The organism is Bacteroides xylanisolvens (assembly GCF_018289135.1).
GTDB lineage: Bacteria > Bacteroidota > Bacteroidia > Bacteroidales > Bacteroidaceae > Bacteroides > Bacteroides xylanisolvens.
Genome location: NZ_CP072216.1, coordinates 832,783 through 850,845, shown reverse-complemented (window position 1 = coordinate 850,845; position 18,063 = coordinate 832,783). Strand labels below are relative to the sequence as shown.

Here is an 18,063-nt window from a genome sequence, read left to right as displayed (position 1 = left end):
AAAAGTGATACTAATAAAAATCCCCGGAACCGCTGTAGACACTCAGCATTCCAGGGATTTTTTACACACAAAAGTTATTATTGAAATTGAAAACTGTCTTTTTTAGGTTAGAAACGCATACCTAAAGTAAGAACCACTTTATGGTTGTTGTTCGTCACTTTCGTTCCAGGTAAATCTAAACTATCAAAAGCATAGAATGTTTCTTTATAAGTATTATACATATATGCCATGTCTACATAGAAACTTTCACCACGATAGCCACAACCCAATGTATAATTATTAGTAGCACCCGGATTAGAAAATTCCGTATCAGTACGCATTGAATTTACAGGAAGATACTTAAAAGCATCTGATTTCAAAGGAGCAGTAATATGATTATATCCTAAACGGAATGCAAATTCCGGTGCTAACTTAAATTCAGCTCCAACACGAAGTGTATGAACTGCTTTCATCATTGCTTTAATGTCTTCTGTCTGACCTAATTCATATCCGTCCGGATCTTTCATTTTAGCTGAAGTACGGTCTGAATATTCATACTCAACTCCCAATGCTACAGAAGAACCGATGGTATATCCCATACTTGCATTAAACTTCCACGGAGTAATTAACTTATATTCATATTCTCCTTCAGTATCATTTCCACGGGCATCATAAGGTTTGGTAATGCCACGTGTAGTCTCATTCAAATCAAAATTAATATAAGCAGTATTCCGTTCCTTCAAACTAAAGAAAGTCGGAGTATGTACAGCAGCACCAATACGGAATGAGGATGACTCAAAAGGACGAAGAATAAAACCTAGTTTAAAATCAACTCCACTACCATCTACCCAAAAGTCATTTCCCAACGTATATCCTCCATGACCATTTCCGTCCTTATCAGTAAAGTCTTCATTATATTCACTAGTCCTGTCATAGTTTACACTATAAAGTCCTAATGTTGCTCCAACATAAAAACGATCATAAAAATTCAGCGCACCATTCAAATCAAAAGAATGGATACCTCCACTTTCTTTCGAACGATAAGACTGGCTCACAGCATCTCCTGCCTGAAAATAGGGTTCATATCCCTCAAAAGGAGGAACTGCATCTGGATTCTCTGGATCTACTTTCCCATAAACAGGATTCACTAAATGTGCATTATATCCCATAATACCCAACCAAGGCAATTCAGGATTCTGAAAAGCATCATCGCTCCTCAAAGCAGCTTCTGTGAACGGATCAAAGTCTCTGTATGAATCAAAGTTCACCATATTAGCCATCTGAACTGTTTGAGAAGTATTGAATACTCCACTCACCAGCATACTTCTATTGAAGGACTTCATTTTGCGATAATTGAAACCAAAGTTGGCAAATCTCAAAGCAGTTGTATTTCCTATTTTTGTAGAGAATACAAATCCGGCATTATCAAATGAGCCATGAAACTTATCAAGACTTGCCCCATTCGCTTTCACTCCTGTATTATCAAAGCCAAATGAAACCATAACATCATTGCTACGATAAATTCCGATACCGGCAGGATTAGTTCCTATAGTGGTTATATCTCCGCCTAAAGCTCCCATGGCACCGCCCATACCTACAAAGCGGGCAGTTCCATTTAAATCACTTCCCATCCATCGATTTGCATCATAGATAGTTGTTTGAGCATTTAGAAATCCTACACTTATCAAAAGAATACAAATCGCTAATATTCTATTACTTTTCATAATCAATCTCTTTTGAAATTATAAACTATCTTCTATAGCTACCACCAGAACTACGTGAAGAACCACCACCGCCGCTACTACGTGAAGAACTGCCACTGCTGCCAGAACTACGAGAATAACTACCGCTACTACCTGATGAATAGCTACTTCCACTACTTCTTGAATAACTACCTGAATTAGAAGAGCGGGATGATGATCTGTCAGGCGTATAACTTCTTGATGGAGAAGTGGAACTTCCACGTGAATAGCTACTACTGCTACGGCTACTATTTGTTCCGGAACTTCGTGTCGAACTATTACTTCTATTATAAGAGGAACCAGAATTGCGTGTACTAGTACCAGAAGTACGTGTACTGCTTGGACGTGTATACGTTTCTGTATTTCTACGAGAGTATGAACTTCCTGAACGAACAGAGCTATTGCTACCGCTACGAGTATAATCGCGAGTACCTACAACTCTACTATTTGTACCTGTACTACCTGAACGGCGAACACTTTGTCCAACAGAAGAATTAGCTGGTCTGGTAGTTGATGAACCGACACCTCTTCTGTAAGAAGTAGAATTATAATTTCTCGAACCAGAATAATAGGAACGATTATTACCATTAATCACACTACGTCCGGCATAATAAGGTCTTCCACCTCCGCCCCAGCCCCAGCTAGGACCACCGTGCCAGTGGTGATGATGTCCCCAATATCCGCCGCCATACCAGCCACCCCAGTAGCCGCCTCCCCAATAACCGGGGTAATATCCCCAAGAGTAATAAGGACGATTCCATCCCCAGCCATAGTTCCATCCCCAGCCGTAAGAGCCATAACGCCAATCCCACCAAAGCGGGTTACTGAACGTCGGGAATGCATAAGCATACATACCATCGGTATATACGTTCCAATCCCATGAGTTCGGACCGTAAACTACATCCCAGTACAACGGGCTGCTGATACTGATAGCAAAACGCGGATTGCGGAAACGGATGATACGTTCAGCGTATTCATAGTCGTCTGTTGTACCATTGAATTCGCCCGTCACCCATTCTCCGTCCAAATCCGGATTAGATTTTTCTTTTATATATAAGGTATCATTATCCATTACGAATTCATTTTCACGTGCATCGTAACGGCGGTTATATTCATCCACATCCCGTGTTCTTCCCTTACGGTCCTGAACAACCACTGTAGTACCCGGTGAAGTATAGATGTTAGTCGTCACCTGTTTCTTCGGTTCCTTCTTAACTGGAGTTTCTTTCTTCTCCTGTTTGTCTTTGGAAGGTACGAAGTAAAGGTCGTCATCAACGCTTTGTGCAAAGATACCTATCGGAAGGCACAAGGCAAATAGCAAGAAATAAACAATCTTTTTCATATCATCTCGGTTTATGTAATTACTTAAACTTATTCACGTTACAAAGATAAGGAAGAGATTTTTCGTCCGGGGGAGATTTTCCCCAAAGGATAATAGGGAAATCCCTATTTCTAACTATCTTTGTAGAAGATACAACGCTCACCGGCATAAAGTTCAGGCAAACTTGACTTTCTATACCCGGATTGCTGTATCTTTGCACATTATTCACCAGCATTAAAAACAACTATGAAGTATTTTGAGTTCACATTCCGCACCCAGCCTTGTACCGAAACCGTCAATGACGTACTGGCTGCCATATTGGGTGAAGTCGGATTTGAAAGTTTTGTTGAGTGTGAAGGCGGACTGACCGCATATATCCAACAGACATTGTGTGATGAAAACGCCATCAAGATTGCCATCAACGAGTTCCCCCTACCCGATACGGATATTACTTATACATATACCGAAGCGGAAGACAAGGACTGGAACGAGGAATGGGAAAAGAATTTCTTCCAACCCATCATTATCGGAAACCGATGTGTGATCCACAGCACTTTCCACCAAGATGTCCCCAAAGCGGAATATGACATCGTCATCAATCCTCAAATGGCCTTCGGAACAGGACACCACGAAACTACCAGCCTCATCATTGAAGAATTATTGGACAGCGAACTGAAAGATAAATCCCTGCTCGATATGGGCTGCGGAACTTCGATTCTTGCCATCCTCGCACGTATGCGGGGCGCACGTCCCTGTACGGCCATCGACATTGATGAATGGTGCGTACGAAACTCCATCGAAAACATCGAGTTGAACCACGTAGACGATATTGCCGTATCACAAGGAGATGCCTCGTCGCTTGTAGGAAAAGGACCTTTCGACGTTATCATCGCCAACATCAACCGGAATATATTACTGAATGATATGAAGCAATATGTTGCCTGTATGCATACGAATTCCGAACTCTATATGAGTGGATTTTATATAGACGACATTGCCGCCATCCGCGAAGAAGCGGAGAAGAACGGACTGACTTTCGTTCATTATAAAGAGAAGAATCGTTGGGCAGAAGTGAAATTTATTTATAAAGGATAAGAGCCAACAAATATCTTTAAAAGAGAAAGCTCCCTTATCATTAAAAGATATAAGAAAGCAAGCAAAAATCGCAGTCGATATACGCTATAAACAAGCGTAAGACTCCAGATTAATGCAGAAAAAAAATAGTGACGGTATACGCGTGGGATAGTGACGCTATCCATAGCATATACCGTCACTATTTGCATCGGATAGCGTCACTATCTTATAAAGAGAAATAAAGTCGTTACGCGAACTCTTTTTTGACCTGTTGGCACCATGCTTTGATTTTCTTTTCCGCCTGTTCGGACTGATTATCCAAATCGACAACCAACCCGCACCACTGCTCGCCACGTAAAGCCTTGGAACGTTCGAAAGTGTAACCTTCGGAAGAAGTAAAACCGACCAAGGTAGCCTCATCCCCTTCAAAGACTTCTGCCAGCAGACCAATTCCATCTGCAAAATTTTCCGGATAACGTATCTGATCTCCCAAACCGAAGATAGCAACCTTCTTACCTTTCAATTTCATTGTCCGGAGTTCCGGCAACAGTTCGTCCCAATAAGTAGGAAGTTCTCCGTCAAACCAGGTGGAAGCACCCACAATGAAGCAGTCATAAGCTGCAAAATCATTCTGCCAGGCCTGCTCGATAGGCACTACTTCTATCTTGTCTTCACCAAACTCTTTCTGTATTTTCTCTGCCACCCAACTCGTTCTTTCGGCTTTGGTAGCATAAAACAAACCTATCTTTTTCATAATTCTTCTCTTTTAATATTCCAATAATTTCCGTGCAGCTTCGTATATCTTAGCTTCGTCCGGCAAAATTTCTTTTTCCAGTATCGGATTGAAACCGACGGGAGTAAACGTAGAACCGACACGCTGCACCGGTCCGTCGAGATAACGGAACATTTCCTCACCAATCATTGCTGCAAGCTCCGCACCAAAACCGGAGAATACTTTATCTTCATGTACAACCAATGCTTTGCTGGTCTTCTTGACCGATTCAAATATTGCCTCTTTATCCAGCGGAATCAGAGAACGAATATCGATCACTTCTACTTTCCAACCACCCTCTTTCTCCAATCGTTCGGCGACATGCAGACAGAAATGGGTCGTATTTCCGTATGTGATAATACTCAAATCCGTACCCTCACGGCGGATACGTGCTTTTCCGAAAGGTACTTCAAAGTCTTCCGGCACCACAGTGGCGGCTTCTACCGAATTATACAATGCTTTCGGTTCGAGAAACAAAGTAAATCCCTTAGAGCGCATACTAGTACGTAACAATCCGGCTGCATCATCTGCAAAAGAAGGGCAGACAATTCGTGCTCCCGGCAATGTAGTCAAAGCTCCTTCTATATTTTGAGAGTGATACAGCCCTCCACCGATATAACCTCCGGAAGCCAACCGCAGCGTTATATTCGGGGCAAACTTACCATTGCTGCGCCAATACTCATGCGTACATTCTACATATTGTTCTACGGCAGGCCAGAAGTAATCAGCAAACTCCGCTCCCTCTATCACGACATGGATTTTAGGATCAAAGCGGCTCATTCCATTGGCAGTGCCTACAATATAATCTTCGGCAATCGGCGCACTGAACACACGGGCTTCGCCGAATTCCTGCTGCATCCCTTTGGTGACATTAAACACACCGCCTTTCTCTCTGTTTGCTACGTCCTGTCCCCAGATAAACGTATCGGGATTGTAGCGGAATTCGGCTTTCAATGTCTCGTTAATGGCATTTACCAGGAAGGTCTTTTCGCCCTCTGCTTCATGAGTACCTTCTTTGTACTTCTGGGGTTGATAAGGTTCGGGCATCACAAAATCGTAGATGCTCTTAGGATCAGGATCGGGAGCAGCCAACGCTTTTCGGTTGGCAGCCGACAGTTCTTTCTTTGCGTCAGCTTCGATCTGTTGCAACTCTTCTTCTGTCAGGCGTTTGTAACGCAACAACATCCGGCGGAATTTCATCAGCGGATCGGCATCTTTTACGTATTCCAGTTCGTTCTCATCCCGGTACAGGGTATGTTTATCCGAGTTGGAATGGGAACCGATACGAACACAGTTGGCCTGCACAATCACCGGATTACGGGTTTCCCTTGCATATTCGTGGGCTTCGGTCATGGCATTCATCGAGTCGAACACATCTTTTCCATTGCAATAGATGATTTTCAGATTCTTGAAGCCGGAGAAGTTCTCGGCAACTTTGCGGTTGGCTGTCTGTTCCGATTTAGGGACAGAGATACCATATCCGTTGTCCTGTATCACAAAAATAACAGGAAGACGTTCAAGGCTGGCGCCATTGATAGCCTCATATACAAATCCTTCAGAAGTGGCAGATTCTCCATGGGAAGTGATGGCGACTCCTTTATGTCCATAATATACCATTGCCCGCGCCACACCTGCCGCATGAAGGTCGTGTGTACCCGTTGCAGAAGAAATGTTTTCGATGTGCCATTCCGGTTTGGCGAAATGGTTCGACATGTGACGTCCGCCGCTGCCCGGGTCTGTCGCTTTCGAGATACCATTCAGGATGATTTCTTCTGGAGTCATTCCGGCAGAAAGTACAGTCAGCATATCGCGGTAGTAAGGAAACAGGAAGTCTTCGCCCAAAGTGAATACCTGACCGATGGCAAGCTGAATACCATCATGCCCCGCGTAAGGAGCATGATAAGACCAACCCAAAGATTGCAGCAGGTATGACGGTGCTTTTTCATCCAAAGCACGCCCCAATGTCATCAGATGATACCACTTTTTCAGGGTTTCTACATCTGTCGTTTTTATATCATATTTCTTTTTCATAGTGAATGAAGTTCTTAATGAGTGAAACAATCAGTTATCAGCCTTGCCAGTTTTCGAGGTAGTCGGCTATAAAGTGGAGGAAGTTACCTCCCAACATTCCGTCTACTACCCGATGGTCGTAAGACAAAGACAGATACATTTTATGGCGGATGGCAATCGTATCGCCTTCCGGTGTTTCTATCACAGCAGGTTTCTTTTCAATATATCCTACTCCCAAAATAGCAACCTGCGGCTGATTAATTATCGGTGTACCGAACAGGCTCTTGAACGTTCCGAAATTGGTAATGGTAAATGTACCGCCATCAATATCTTCCGGCATTAATTTATTATCCCTTGCTTTCAGGGCTAAAGAGTCAATGGCAACTGCCAGACCGTTCAGATTCAAACGATCGGCGTCATGCACCACAGGCACAATCAGATTTCCATCATTCAGAGAGACGGCAATACCTACATTGATATGTTTCTTAAAGAGGATGTTATATCCGTCTACTGACACATTCACTTGAGGATAGGCTGCCAATGCTTTCGCTACGGCCTCGGTTATCACAGGCATATAAGTCAACTTCACTCCTTCGCGACGGAAGAAAGCATCTTTATTCTTTTCGCGCCAACGCACCAGTTTGGTGACGTCTACTTCTACCACATTGGTTACATGAGGAGATACTTTCTTAGACATAACCATGTGATCGGCAATAATCCGGCGGACACGATCCATCTCTTTCACTTCAACTCCAGGCATGGCAACAGGAGCAGGCGATTTGGATGAAGTAGCAGCCGACTGTGCAGCAGGGGCAGATGCAACCGGAGACGTTTTCGGAGTTATCAGTTCGGGAGCAACAACCACCGACGGTTTGTTTGCAGCCGGAGCAGCAACGGCAGAGGCTGGCTTCTGTTCAGCCATATCTCCTCTTTTCTTCTTTTCAATATAGTCTTTTATATCTTTCTTACTCAACCGCCCTTCATAACCCGTACCTTGTATAGCATCCAACTCTTCTTTCGGAATCTTAGCCTCCCGCGCCAACTGAATCACAACAGGAGAATACCAACGTTCTTCCTCAACAGCAACGGGTTTGGATGTATCAACGGGGGTTGATGCAGTATTCACTGATTGATTCTTAGCAATGTCTGCTGCTGATTGTGATGTTCCGGAAACATCAGCAGCAACCTGGCCAGCATCGGCTCCTTCATTTGCAGTACCTTCGCTTGCCGGCTCTGTACCGGATGCTTCTTCGCCATCCAAATCAATAATGGCGACAACTGTTCCTACAGCAACCGTGTCACCTTCCTTATATAAAATCTCCACCACTTTTCCCGCTACGGGAGAAGGGATTTCCGCACTTACTTTAGCAGTATTCACTTCAAAAAGCACATCGTCTTCCTGAATCATGTCACCCACCTTTACAGACCAAGAGACAATGGTCCCTTCGGTTATACTCTCGCCCAACTTGGGCATTTTTATTTCGAATTTTGACATAGACAATAATTTTATTATTCAACCTTAGATATATTACAACAATGGGCTGAAATAGAAAGTTTTAAGTTAAGTAAATTTTAACCGGAGGCCAATCGGTACAACCAAGCATCAACGGCTATATATCCACTCTTTCTGAATATATTTCTCTTCCCGGAGCTGATTGACAGCTTCTATCTCCTCCTTAGTGAAAGCACTGACAGATTGCGACTTACTGAAATACTGAAAAGCCTTTTCTTTGAAATCAGTGACAGTCCCCACCGACAAATGCCAGCGAATATTGGTTACCTCACTCCGAACGGAAGGAACAGCGTATACAGACGATAACGTTTCATCATCGTCCATCGGTTCCGGATTCAATGCTTGATGCAACGCTGTAAGGTCCGTATCATACAATAGCGTGCAATGATACAATACCCGATCCTTGTACAGGCATTGCGCACTTCCTGATATTTTCAATCCATTCAGATAAATCCCCAATCGTTCGCCTCCTGTTGCCATCAGTCCCATAGAGTTCAGGAAATCCAACGTCCGCTGCAAATACGTGACAAACTCCGGCAAGCGGGGAGTCGTTTCTATAAAAGTCAGATTGACATTGCCCAAATCATGGTACACTGCTCCCCCACCGGAAAAACGACGGGCAATATGTACCTGCTCCCGTTCCGCCCATTCCTGATCGACTTCCGACCGTAACCGCTGATGCTTCCCTATTACCACAGAAGGAGTGTCCTGCCAAAGCATGAAAATGTCTTCATTTCCCTGCTTCAACAGATATTCTTCCGCAGCCAAGTGAAAATAAATATCAGTAAACGGACTATAGATACATCGAATCATAGGTCAGACAGAATAAGAGTTAAAACATAATCTCGTGATAAATCTCTCCGACCGTAGGATGCGGAAATACAGTCTTCTGAAATTCTTCCGCCGTATAGCCTCTCTGAATAGCAATACCTGCGATCACAATAAGTTCTGACGCCGGATTTCCCAATATGTGGCAACCGATGATCTTCCCTTCTTCATCCTGAATCAACTTACAAAGGCCGTTTCCCTGTTCATTCTCGGCTACAAACCGGCCGGAATAAGCCATCGGTAATTTGGACACACGATAAGAAAGTCCTGATTTTATCAATTCTTCTTCTGTCTTTCCCACTCCTGCCACTTCGGGATTGGTATAAACAACTCCCGGAACACAATCGTAATTCATCCGGTCTTCCACTCCCAAGATATGATTGATAGCGACTTCCGCTTCACGAATAGCGGTATGTGCCAATAAAGAATAACCTGTAATATCCCCACAAGCATATACGCAGGGATGCGAAGTCAACAGATGTTCATCTACTTTGACCCCATTCCGATGCAATTCTATATTCAGCTTGTCCAGCCCCACTCTGGATAAATTTGCCTTACGGCCTACACTAAGCAAGATTTTCTCCGCTTCAATAGTGGAAACTTTGCCTTCTTTTTCTATCACGACTCCATGAGCGTTCACTTCCACTACTTTCGTATTCAAATAGAAAGTGACTCCCCGTTTGGCATATTCAGCGCGAAGCATACCGCTCGTTTCCTTATCCATCGCTCCCAAAATCTCCGGCATCATTTCTACCACATGCACCTTTACTCCCATGCTGTTAAAGAAAGAAGCAAATTCCATCCCGATCACTCCACCGCCAATAATAACCAGCGTCTTGGGAAGTTCTTTTATCTCCAACGCCTCCTTGGAAGTCCAATAACTGACTCCCGACAATCCCGGTATGGGAGGAATCACTGTATCGGAGCCGGTACATACCAGCAAGTATTTCACAGAATAGGTTTCTCCATCACAAGTGATGCGAATCATCCCCTCTTTCTCTCCTTCTATAAAAGCTTCTTTCTCCACGATCGTCACTCCGTAAGAATTCACAGTCATCTTCACGCCACCCGTCAACATTTTCACTGTTTTGTCTTTGCGGCTCATAATCTTGGATAAATCGAACGAAGGAGATTCGGCAGAAACGCCATATTTGGAAGCACTTTTGATGCTATCCAGTATTTTAGCAGAATATAACAAAGTTTTAGTAGGAATACACCCCTCATTGAGACATACTCCCCCCATTGCCTTTTTCTCAAAAAGAACGGCTTTTAATCCGTTGGCCCCTGCCCGTTCGGCAGCTGTGTACCCGGCAGGACCACCACCAATAATAGCTATATCAAAGTTCATAATCGTATCTTTTTTAGTAATAATACGATTATAACAAATGAGAGAAGAGATAAGTTGTTGGGAAAAGAAATACCTGTTACTTAATTGTCAGCTTTTTAAGTTCCTCTAACGAGCCATTGAACACGTTCAGGTCTACGTCTTCTTTGATGCCGGGAACACTTCCCACATCAGTATGTTGCCAAAAGTCCCATTTCCCCTGATATTTTACAGAGTCAACATAATAATGGGCAATCCAGTAAGGGTATGTATTGAAGATAGAATCGTCCAGATAACGGGTTTTAAATTTATAAGAAGTATAAAGAATAGGTTTCACTCCATAATGAGATTCCACCCGGTCCAGCCAGCGTTTAATGCCTTGCTGCAATTCCTTTTTTTCCTTCCGCCCGGTCACTTCCACATCAAGTACGGGAGGTAAATCACCCGTGTCCAGTTTCACCGTACGAATAAAGAAGTCCGCCTGTTTCAAAGCATCCGTACCAGGAATATAAAAATGATAAGCACCACGGATAAATCCATGGTTACGGGCATTGGCGAAGTTCGCCTCAAAGGTAGTATCGTTATGGTCTCCTCCTTCTGTAGCTTTCATAAAAACGAAATGCAAAGGAGTAGCCGTCTCTTTATTCTGCAACAGTCTTTTCCAATCAATCTTTCCCTGATAATGAGAAATGTCAATACCATGAATATCATATCCGTCAGGGATACAAACTCCGTATTCCTTTAAACCATGACAAGGTTTCCATCGATAAGCATAAGGACGGATAAAGAAATAGTAGAATACAACGGAAAAACAACCGATAATCACCACTGCCAAAATGTTACGAATCCAGACAGGCATCACAGTTCGATGCTTCATCTGTTCCTTTTTTGAGGTACGGGAAGTTTTGGAAGAAGAGGTCGTTCCCTTTTTCTTGGTAGTGGAAACAGTTCTTTTCTTCTGTACGGCAGACATCGGGTTGTTGCGTTGCGGCATTTACTTTAAACGATCAATGTTTTTAGAGATAGGCACGGATTACGCGAATTAACACGGTTTTTTAGTTATTTCTTATAAACCGTGTATTCCGTGTAATCCGTGCCTGAAAGAATCTTTCATTGCAGCTGTTATTGCAACTGTTACATCAACAACTGCTCTGAAGTGTATTTATTTAGCTTGTTCCAGCTGCAAAGTCTTAGTTGCCTGGTCGCAAACTTCTGTAGGACCGAAGTACTGGATCGGACCCGGATATACATAATCCGTTTCGATAGCCCAACGATCACGTTGCGCAGCAAATGCCTTGAAAGGAGCACCATCCAGTTTCACCAATGCTTTCTGGATAACCGGTTTCATTTCACCGTGGCGACGTTCCATGTTCATCATCATAGTGATAGGCACACCACCAGCAATCCATTCAGCAGCAGGAGCAGTTGTATTGCGTACAGAAGACATATAACCAGTCTTGCCGTTAGCAATCAACATAGAAGCTGTGTAACCCAGAGAGTAGCAATAGTCAGCGTCAAAGTTTGACGGAGCAGCACAACGTCCTTCATAACCGAAGAAGTGGTGTTGAGCAGCAAATTTACCAACATACTTGCCTTCTTCTTTCCATGCAGCCAACTTAGTAGCTACCATTTCAGACAACAGCTTTTCTGTTTCGATCAGTGATACCTGAACGTTTCCGTGCGGGTCACGATCCAAAGTCAACTGACGGGCAACACCTTCCGGCAGACTTGCGTAGATAGCAGAGTTTTCCGGAGAAAGTTTGCGGATGATATAATCACGTTGGTGAGATTTCTTAATCTGACCGAATTCTTCAGCATTAGCAGCCAGGAAGTCGTTCAATTCAGCAATCAGGCGTTTCATGGCAGGAATGAATTCTACCAATCCTTCCGGAATCAATACAGTACCGAAGTTGTTTCCCTGTGCGGCACGGTCAGCTACCACTTTAGCGATGTAAGTCACTACATCGTCCAAAGACATATCTTTAGCTTCTACTTCTTCAGAAACGATACATACGTTAGGCTGTACCTGCAAAGCACATTCCAGTGCGATGTGAGAAGCCGAACGACCCATCAATTTGATGAAGTGCCAGTATTTACGTGCAGAGTTACAGTCACGTTGGATGTTACCGATTACTTCTGCATAAGTCTTACATGCTGTATCGAAACCGAAAGAAGTTTCAATCATATCGTTCTTCAAGTCACCGTCGATTGTTTTCGGGCAACCGATTACCTGTACACCATACTTCTTAGCAGCATAGTATTCAGCTAATACACAAGCGTTTGTGTTAGAGTCGTCACCACCAATGATAACCAATGCTTTGATGCCAAGTTCTTTGATGATTTCATATCCCTTTTCGAACTGGCTTTCTGCTTCCAGTTTCGTACGTCCGGAACCGATGATATCAAAACCACCTGTGTTACGGTATTCGTCGATAATATCAGCAGTCAGTTCCATATAGTTGTGATCTACCAGACCACCAGGACCCAGGATAAAACCATATAATTTGTTTTCCGGGTTCAATTTCTTGATACCGTCGAACAAACCGGAGATTACATTGTGTCCGCCCGGAGCCTGACCACCGGAAAGAATTACACCTACGTTCATAGCGGGAAGAGCAACAGCTTCACCAGCTTCGAATGTAATCAACGGCATTCCATACGTGTTCGGGAATAATGCTTTGATAGCTTCCTGATCGGCTACAGATTGAGTAGCAGCACCTGCTACGGCCTTAACAGCTCCTGATGCCAATGCTTTCGGAAGTTTGGGCTGATAAGCAGCCCTTGCGATTTGCAATGCACTTTTAGTCATTTTCTTTAATTTTTTATTTAAAGGTGTTAGTAAGTTTCTTGTCAAACTTGAAAAGCGTTGCAAATTTCGCACTTTTTTCCGAATTATGAAAATTCTTCTGTTGTTGTTTTTAAGACAAAAAGAAGAAGAAAGAAAAATTAAGGCTACCTCCCGGTGTGGGAGATAGCCTTTACGTTTTCTTCAATGAGTGAATCGATATGATAATTCTAGGGATTTTGTTCCCAGCCTCCACCAAGAGCCTTATAGAGTTGAACTACCGCAATCAACTCGTCACGGATAGCATTACTCAACCCAATCTGTGCATCAAAATATCCACGTTGGGCATCCAATACGTCCAGATAATTAATAACTCCATTGATGTATTGCAGTTGTGCCAGGTCCATGTAGCTCTTGGCCGAACGTTCCAAATTGGCACGAAGTTCATACACTTCTTTGATCTTGTTGAAATTGACAATTGCATTACGTGTTTCCTTGAAAGCTTCCAGTACGGCTTTTTCATAACTATGTACTTCAGCCTCATAAGCTGCCTTTTTTGCTTTCAATGCCGCACGGTTCTTTCCCCAGCCAAAAATCGGAGTCAGCAAAGCTCCTTCCATCACTGCGTATGGAGATTTCAGAAGTTCCGACAAAGAAGTACTTTCACTACCGAAACCACCTGTCAGGGCAAGACGCGGGAACATATTTGTATAAGCCACTCCCACTTTCGCATTGGCAGCAATCAATTTCTGCTCTGCCTGACGAATGTCGGGACGACGTTCCAATAATGTAGACGGCAACCCAACAGGAAGTGTTTCCGGAGAATTGAATTCCTGAAGCAAACGGGAACGGGCTATCTTATTAGGATATTCACCCGCAAGATAGGCAATATCATTTTCTTTCAGGGAGATTTTACGTTCGAGGTCAGGAACCAAAGTTGCCGTACGCGCCAATTCCACCTGTGCCTGTCGATAGGAAGTCTCGGAAGTCAACCCGCCGGCAAACCGGATACGTGCCAGACGTACTCCTTCTTCACGGGCTTTTAATGTTTGCTTTACGATGTCCAGTTCTGTATCTAAAGCAACCAATTCATAGTAAGCCTGTGCCACTTCAGCAACAATCGTCATCCGCAATGCGCGTTGCGCCTCGATAGATTGCAGATATTCGGCAATACTGGCCGAACGTGCCCAGCGCAGATTTCCCCAAAGATCGAGTTCCCATGAAACGAGGAATTGTGCTTCAAAAGTATCTGATCTCTTGAAAGCGTCTCCTCCATGATTTTCGAGTTCACGTTCTGCCGTTACTTTTCCTTTGATATCCGGAAGTAACGCAGCGGTGGAAATACGTTTCTGTGCTGCCATTTCTTTCACACGGGCAGCGGCAATCAACATATCCTTGTTATGATCCAGTGCACGTTCTATCAGACTTCTCAAAGTAGCATCCGTATAAATATCCCTCCAGTCCTGATCGCCGAAACTGATCGAGTCTTGCGCTCTTTCCAAGCTGTCGGGCAAATGAAGATCAGGACGGACATAGCTTTTCCCTACCTTGCAGGAAGTCAAGACTCCGGCAAGTAACAGGATAGCAATATATAGTTTCTTTCGTTTCATTATTTCTTATGTTTTAAAATTTTCGACTTTGTTTTATACACCATCACAAAGAAGAACGGCACAAGAATGATACCGAATACAATGGCAAATATCATTCCGAAAAATACACCTGTACCGATTGCCTGCCGGCTTGCCGACCCCGGACCGCTTGCCAATACCATCGGAAGCATACCGAGTACGAATGCGAGAGAAGTCATCAGAATCGGACGGAAACGCAATTTGGCTGCGTAGATAGCCGACTGCACCAGGTCTTCACCTTTATCTACCTGTACTTTTGCAAACTCTACAATCAAAATCGCGTTCTTAGCGGCAAGTCCCACCAACATTACCAGACCAATCTGGAAATAGACATCGTTCTCCAATCCGCAAACCCAGACTCCTAAATAGGCTCCCAAAGCGGCAACAGGTAAAGAGAGCAACACGGCAATAGGCACCGTCCAACTTTCGTATTGTGCAGCAAGGAAGAGGAATACGAACAGGAATACCAATGCCATCACCATACCAGTCTGACCTCCCGCCTGCTTCTCCTGATAAGAAAGGCCACTCCATTCAAGACCGATATTATCGGGAAGATGGTCACGGGCTATCTGTTCCATGATCTCCATCGCCTGTCCGGAACTATATCCCTGTGCAGCTGCTCCACGAATAACGGCCGTAGTAAACATATTGAAACGTTTAATACTTCCCGGTCCTGTGGTATAGGAGGCATTTCCTAAAGAAGTCAACGGTACCATCGCTCCATTGGAGGCCTTCACGAAGAACAGATTGATATTGTCTTTGTGTTCCCGGTAAGGAGCTTCCGCCTGAATGTAAACCTTATATATACGGTTGAACATATTAAAGTCGTTCACATACACCGAACCGGTATAAGCCTTCATGGTAGAGAACACATCAGCCAGTGGCACACCCAGCATCTTCACTTTGTCACGGTCTACATCGAAATAGAGTTGTGGTATTTCCGACTGCAAAGAAGATGACAGACCAGCCAGCTCTTTGCGTTTGGATGCGTAGTACATTAATGTATCTGCCGCGTCTACCAAATTATCGAAAGTGGCTTCTCCACGGGCTTCCAATTGCATTTCAAAACCTCCCGAGCTACCCAGTCCCGGAATAACCGGAGGAGTGGACAGATAAACTTTACATTCGGGATATTCCCTCAAATGTTTTTCCACCGTATCCATAATCTTCTCAATAGTGGTGTTCTTCCGCTCTTCCCAAGGTTTCAGGATCACCGTCAGTTCAGCACGTCCCTGGTTACTTCCAACACGCGGACTACTTCCCGTTACGTTCTGTATATATTCAATATATGGATTCTTTTCCAAATAAGCAATGGCACGTTCTGTTACGATACGGGTACGTTCCAAAGTAGCTCCCTCCGGCAGTTCCAATTCAATCTTGAAATATCCCTGGTCTTCCACAGGCAAGAAACTGGTCGGAATAATACGGTGAATCAGCATGATAGCAATCAATACCATACCAAAAGCACTTAAAACCCGGCGAGGATGCTTGATCGTACGAGTCACAGCAGCCACATATTTATTGCTACCGATACCCAGCCATTCATTAATCTTCCGGAAAACGATATTCTTTTTCTTTCCGTTATCCGGCTTCAGAATCAATGAACACATCACCGGGCTCAATGTCAGAGCCACTACCGTAGAAATAAGTACGGACACCACAATCGTCACCGTAAACTGGCGATACAACTGCCCTGTAATCCCACTTAAAAAACTAACCGGAACGAACACTGCCGCCAATACCAGTGATGTGGCAATCAAAGCACTAGCAAGTCCGTTCATCGCTTTCTTCGTTGCTTCGTATGGGCTTAGATGTTCCGTTTCCATGATATGTTCTACGCCTTCCACCACCACAATCGCATCATCCACCACAATACCGATGGCAAGAATCAATCCGAGTAATGTCAGTATATTCAGCGAGAAACCGAAAATCAACATGAATCCGAAAGTACCGATCAATGAAATAGGCACCGCTACTACCGGAATCAACGTTGCACGCCAGCTCTGCAAGGATAGATAAACCACCAATACAACTAATACCAACGCTTCAAACAACGTCTTATATACTTCATGAATAGATTCGGAAATATAAGTCGTCATATCGAACGGAATCTCATAGCTCAATCCTTCCGGAAAATTCTTGCTAATCTCATCCATAGCCTCTTTTACCCTCTCGGCTACTTCCATCGCATTTGCTCCCGGCAACATATAAATACCAAGCACAGCAGCATTCTCGCCGTTGATACCACTTTCCGTGTTATAAGAAGAAGCCTCCAACGATACACGCGCCACGTCTTTCAACCTGATAATAGATCCGTTGGCATTGGCACGCACTACAATATCTTCAAACTGCCCTACGGTAGACAAACGTCCTTGAGTCGTAATAGGAATGGTAATATCCAGTCCCTGCACCGGTTGTTGTCCCAATACACCGGCCGCTGATTCACGGTTCTGATCCTTCAATGCATTCTGTAAATCCTGTACGGTCAGCCCAAAGTTTGCCAACTTATCGGGTTGCGCCCATATCTGCATCGCATAATAGCGGCTACCTATATTAGATACACGTCCAACCCCAGGAATACGGCGAATTACATCGAGCACGTTGATAGTAGCAAAGTTACTCAAATAAATTTCGTCGAACTTCGGATCAGTAGAAGTCAAACAAAGCGTCATCAACTGACTGGGAGCCTGTTTTTCTACTGAAATACCATTCTGAATGACTTCCGCCGGCAAACGGGATTCCGCTAATTTCACACGGTTTTGAATCTCAACGGCTGCCAAATCCGGATCAGCAGATACATCAAAAGTGACCGTTGCCGAAAAACCTCCGGAGTTAGAACTGTTTGATTCCATATAAAGCATACCCGGCGTACCATTGATTTCCTGCTCAATCGGAGTGGCTACTGCCTGCGACACGGTAAGTGCGCTGGCACCCGGATAGGATGCGCTGATCTTCACCACCGGAGGGGTAATCTGCGGATATTGATCCACCGGAAGCATCGTCAGACCAATAATGCCGACAATCACAATCACGATGGAGATTACGGCCGAGAAGACCGGCCTATCTATAAAAAAAGTAACTTTCATC

General features: G+C 44.0%; 12 protein-coding genes. 1 reads left to right on the top strand and 11 read right to left on the bottom strand.

The genetic code is table 11. From position 1 onward, the window contains the following. Positions 1-107: 107 nt before the first annotated feature. Entirely contained in the window at positions 108-1,703 is a 1,596-nt protein-coding gene (locus INE92_RS03675) for a hypothetical protein (RefSeq protein WP_004314963.1), read from the bottom strand. 25 nt (positions 1,704-1,728) lie between these two features. Then, positions 1,729-3,063: a hypothetical protein gene (locus tag INE92_RS03670; protein ID WP_004314964.1), complete on the bottom strand. Its 1,335-nt coding sequence runs from the start codon at positions 3,061-3,063 to the stop codon at positions 1,729-1,731. 225 nt (positions 3,064-3,288) lie between these two features. Here INE92_RS03670 and prmA point away from each other — a divergent pair, with 225 nt between their 5' ends. Further along, positions 3,289-4,137, top strand: a complete 849-nt coding sequence (gene prmA / locus INE92_RS03665; RefSeq protein WP_004314966.1) for a 50S ribosomal protein L11 methyltransferase — start codon at positions 3,289-3,291, stop codon at positions 4,135-4,137. A gap of 226 nt (positions 4,138-4,363) precedes the next feature. Here the strand turns inward: prmA and INE92_RS03660 are convergent, their stop codons facing one another. The 9 genes from INE92_RS03660 to INE92_RS03620 form a co-directional block, all read right to left on the bottom strand. Next, positions 4,364-4,870 carry a flavodoxin gene (locus INE92_RS03660; protein WP_004314967.1) on the bottom strand — a complete coding sequence of 169 codons (507 nt, stop codon included), beginning with the start codon at positions 4,868-4,870 and terminating at the stop codon, positions 4,364-4,366. A gap of 12 nt (positions 4,871-4,882) precedes the next feature. Next, entirely contained in the window at positions 4,883-6,919 is a 2,037-nt protein-coding gene (locus INE92_RS03655; RefSeq protein WP_004314968.1) for an alpha-ketoacid dehydrogenase subunit alpha/beta, read from the bottom strand. 37 nt (positions 6,920-6,956) lie between these two features. Next, complete coding sequence (locus tag INE92_RS03650; protein ID WP_074706062.1) at positions 6,957-8,393, bottom strand: dihydrolipoamide acetyltransferase family protein; 1,437 nt, start codon at positions 8,391-8,393, stop codon at positions 6,957-6,959. Between the two features lie 108 nt (positions 8,394-8,501). Beyond that, complete coding sequence (locus INE92_RS03645; protein WP_008643989.1) at positions 8,502-9,224, bottom strand: lipoate--protein ligase family protein; 723 nt, start codon at positions 9,222-9,224, stop codon at positions 8,502-8,504. A 19-nt stretch (positions 9,225-9,243) separates the two neighbouring features. After that, complete coding sequence (gene lpdA, locus INE92_RS03640) at positions 9,244-10,587, bottom strand: dihydrolipoyl dehydrogenase (RefSeq protein WP_074909001.1); 1,344 nt, start codon at positions 10,585-10,587, stop codon at positions 9,244-9,246. A 76-nt stretch (positions 10,588-10,663) separates the two neighbouring features. Next, positions 10,664-11,557, bottom strand: coding sequence for a glycoside hydrolase family 25 protein (locus tag INE92_RS03635; protein WP_004325606.1), 894 nt, complete (start codon positions 11,555-11,557; stop codon positions 10,664-10,666). A 168-nt stretch (positions 11,558-11,725) separates the two neighbouring features. After that, a complete protein-coding gene (locus tag INE92_RS03630; RefSeq protein WP_049703049.1) occupies positions 11,726-13,372 on the bottom strand; it encodes a diphosphate--fructose-6-phosphate 1-phosphotransferase in 1,647 nt (548 codons plus the stop codon). Positions 13,373-13,578: 206 nt separating this feature from the next. Continuing rightward, the gene (locus INE92_RS03625) at positions 13,579-14,958 is read right to left on the bottom strand and encodes an efflux transporter outer membrane subunit (protein ID WP_008643984.1); all 1,380 of its coding nucleotides are present in this window, start codon (positions 14,956-14,958) and stop codon (positions 13,579-13,581) included. Beyond that, positions 14,958-18,062: an efflux RND transporter permease subunit gene (locus tag INE92_RS03620; RefSeq protein ID WP_008643983.1), complete on the bottom strand. Its 3,105-nt coding sequence runs from the start codon at positions 18,060-18,062 to the stop codon at positions 14,958-14,960. Before INE92_RS03620 ends, INE92_RS03625 begins: the two co-directional genes overlap by 1 nt. Position 18,063: the final 1 nt, after the last annotated feature.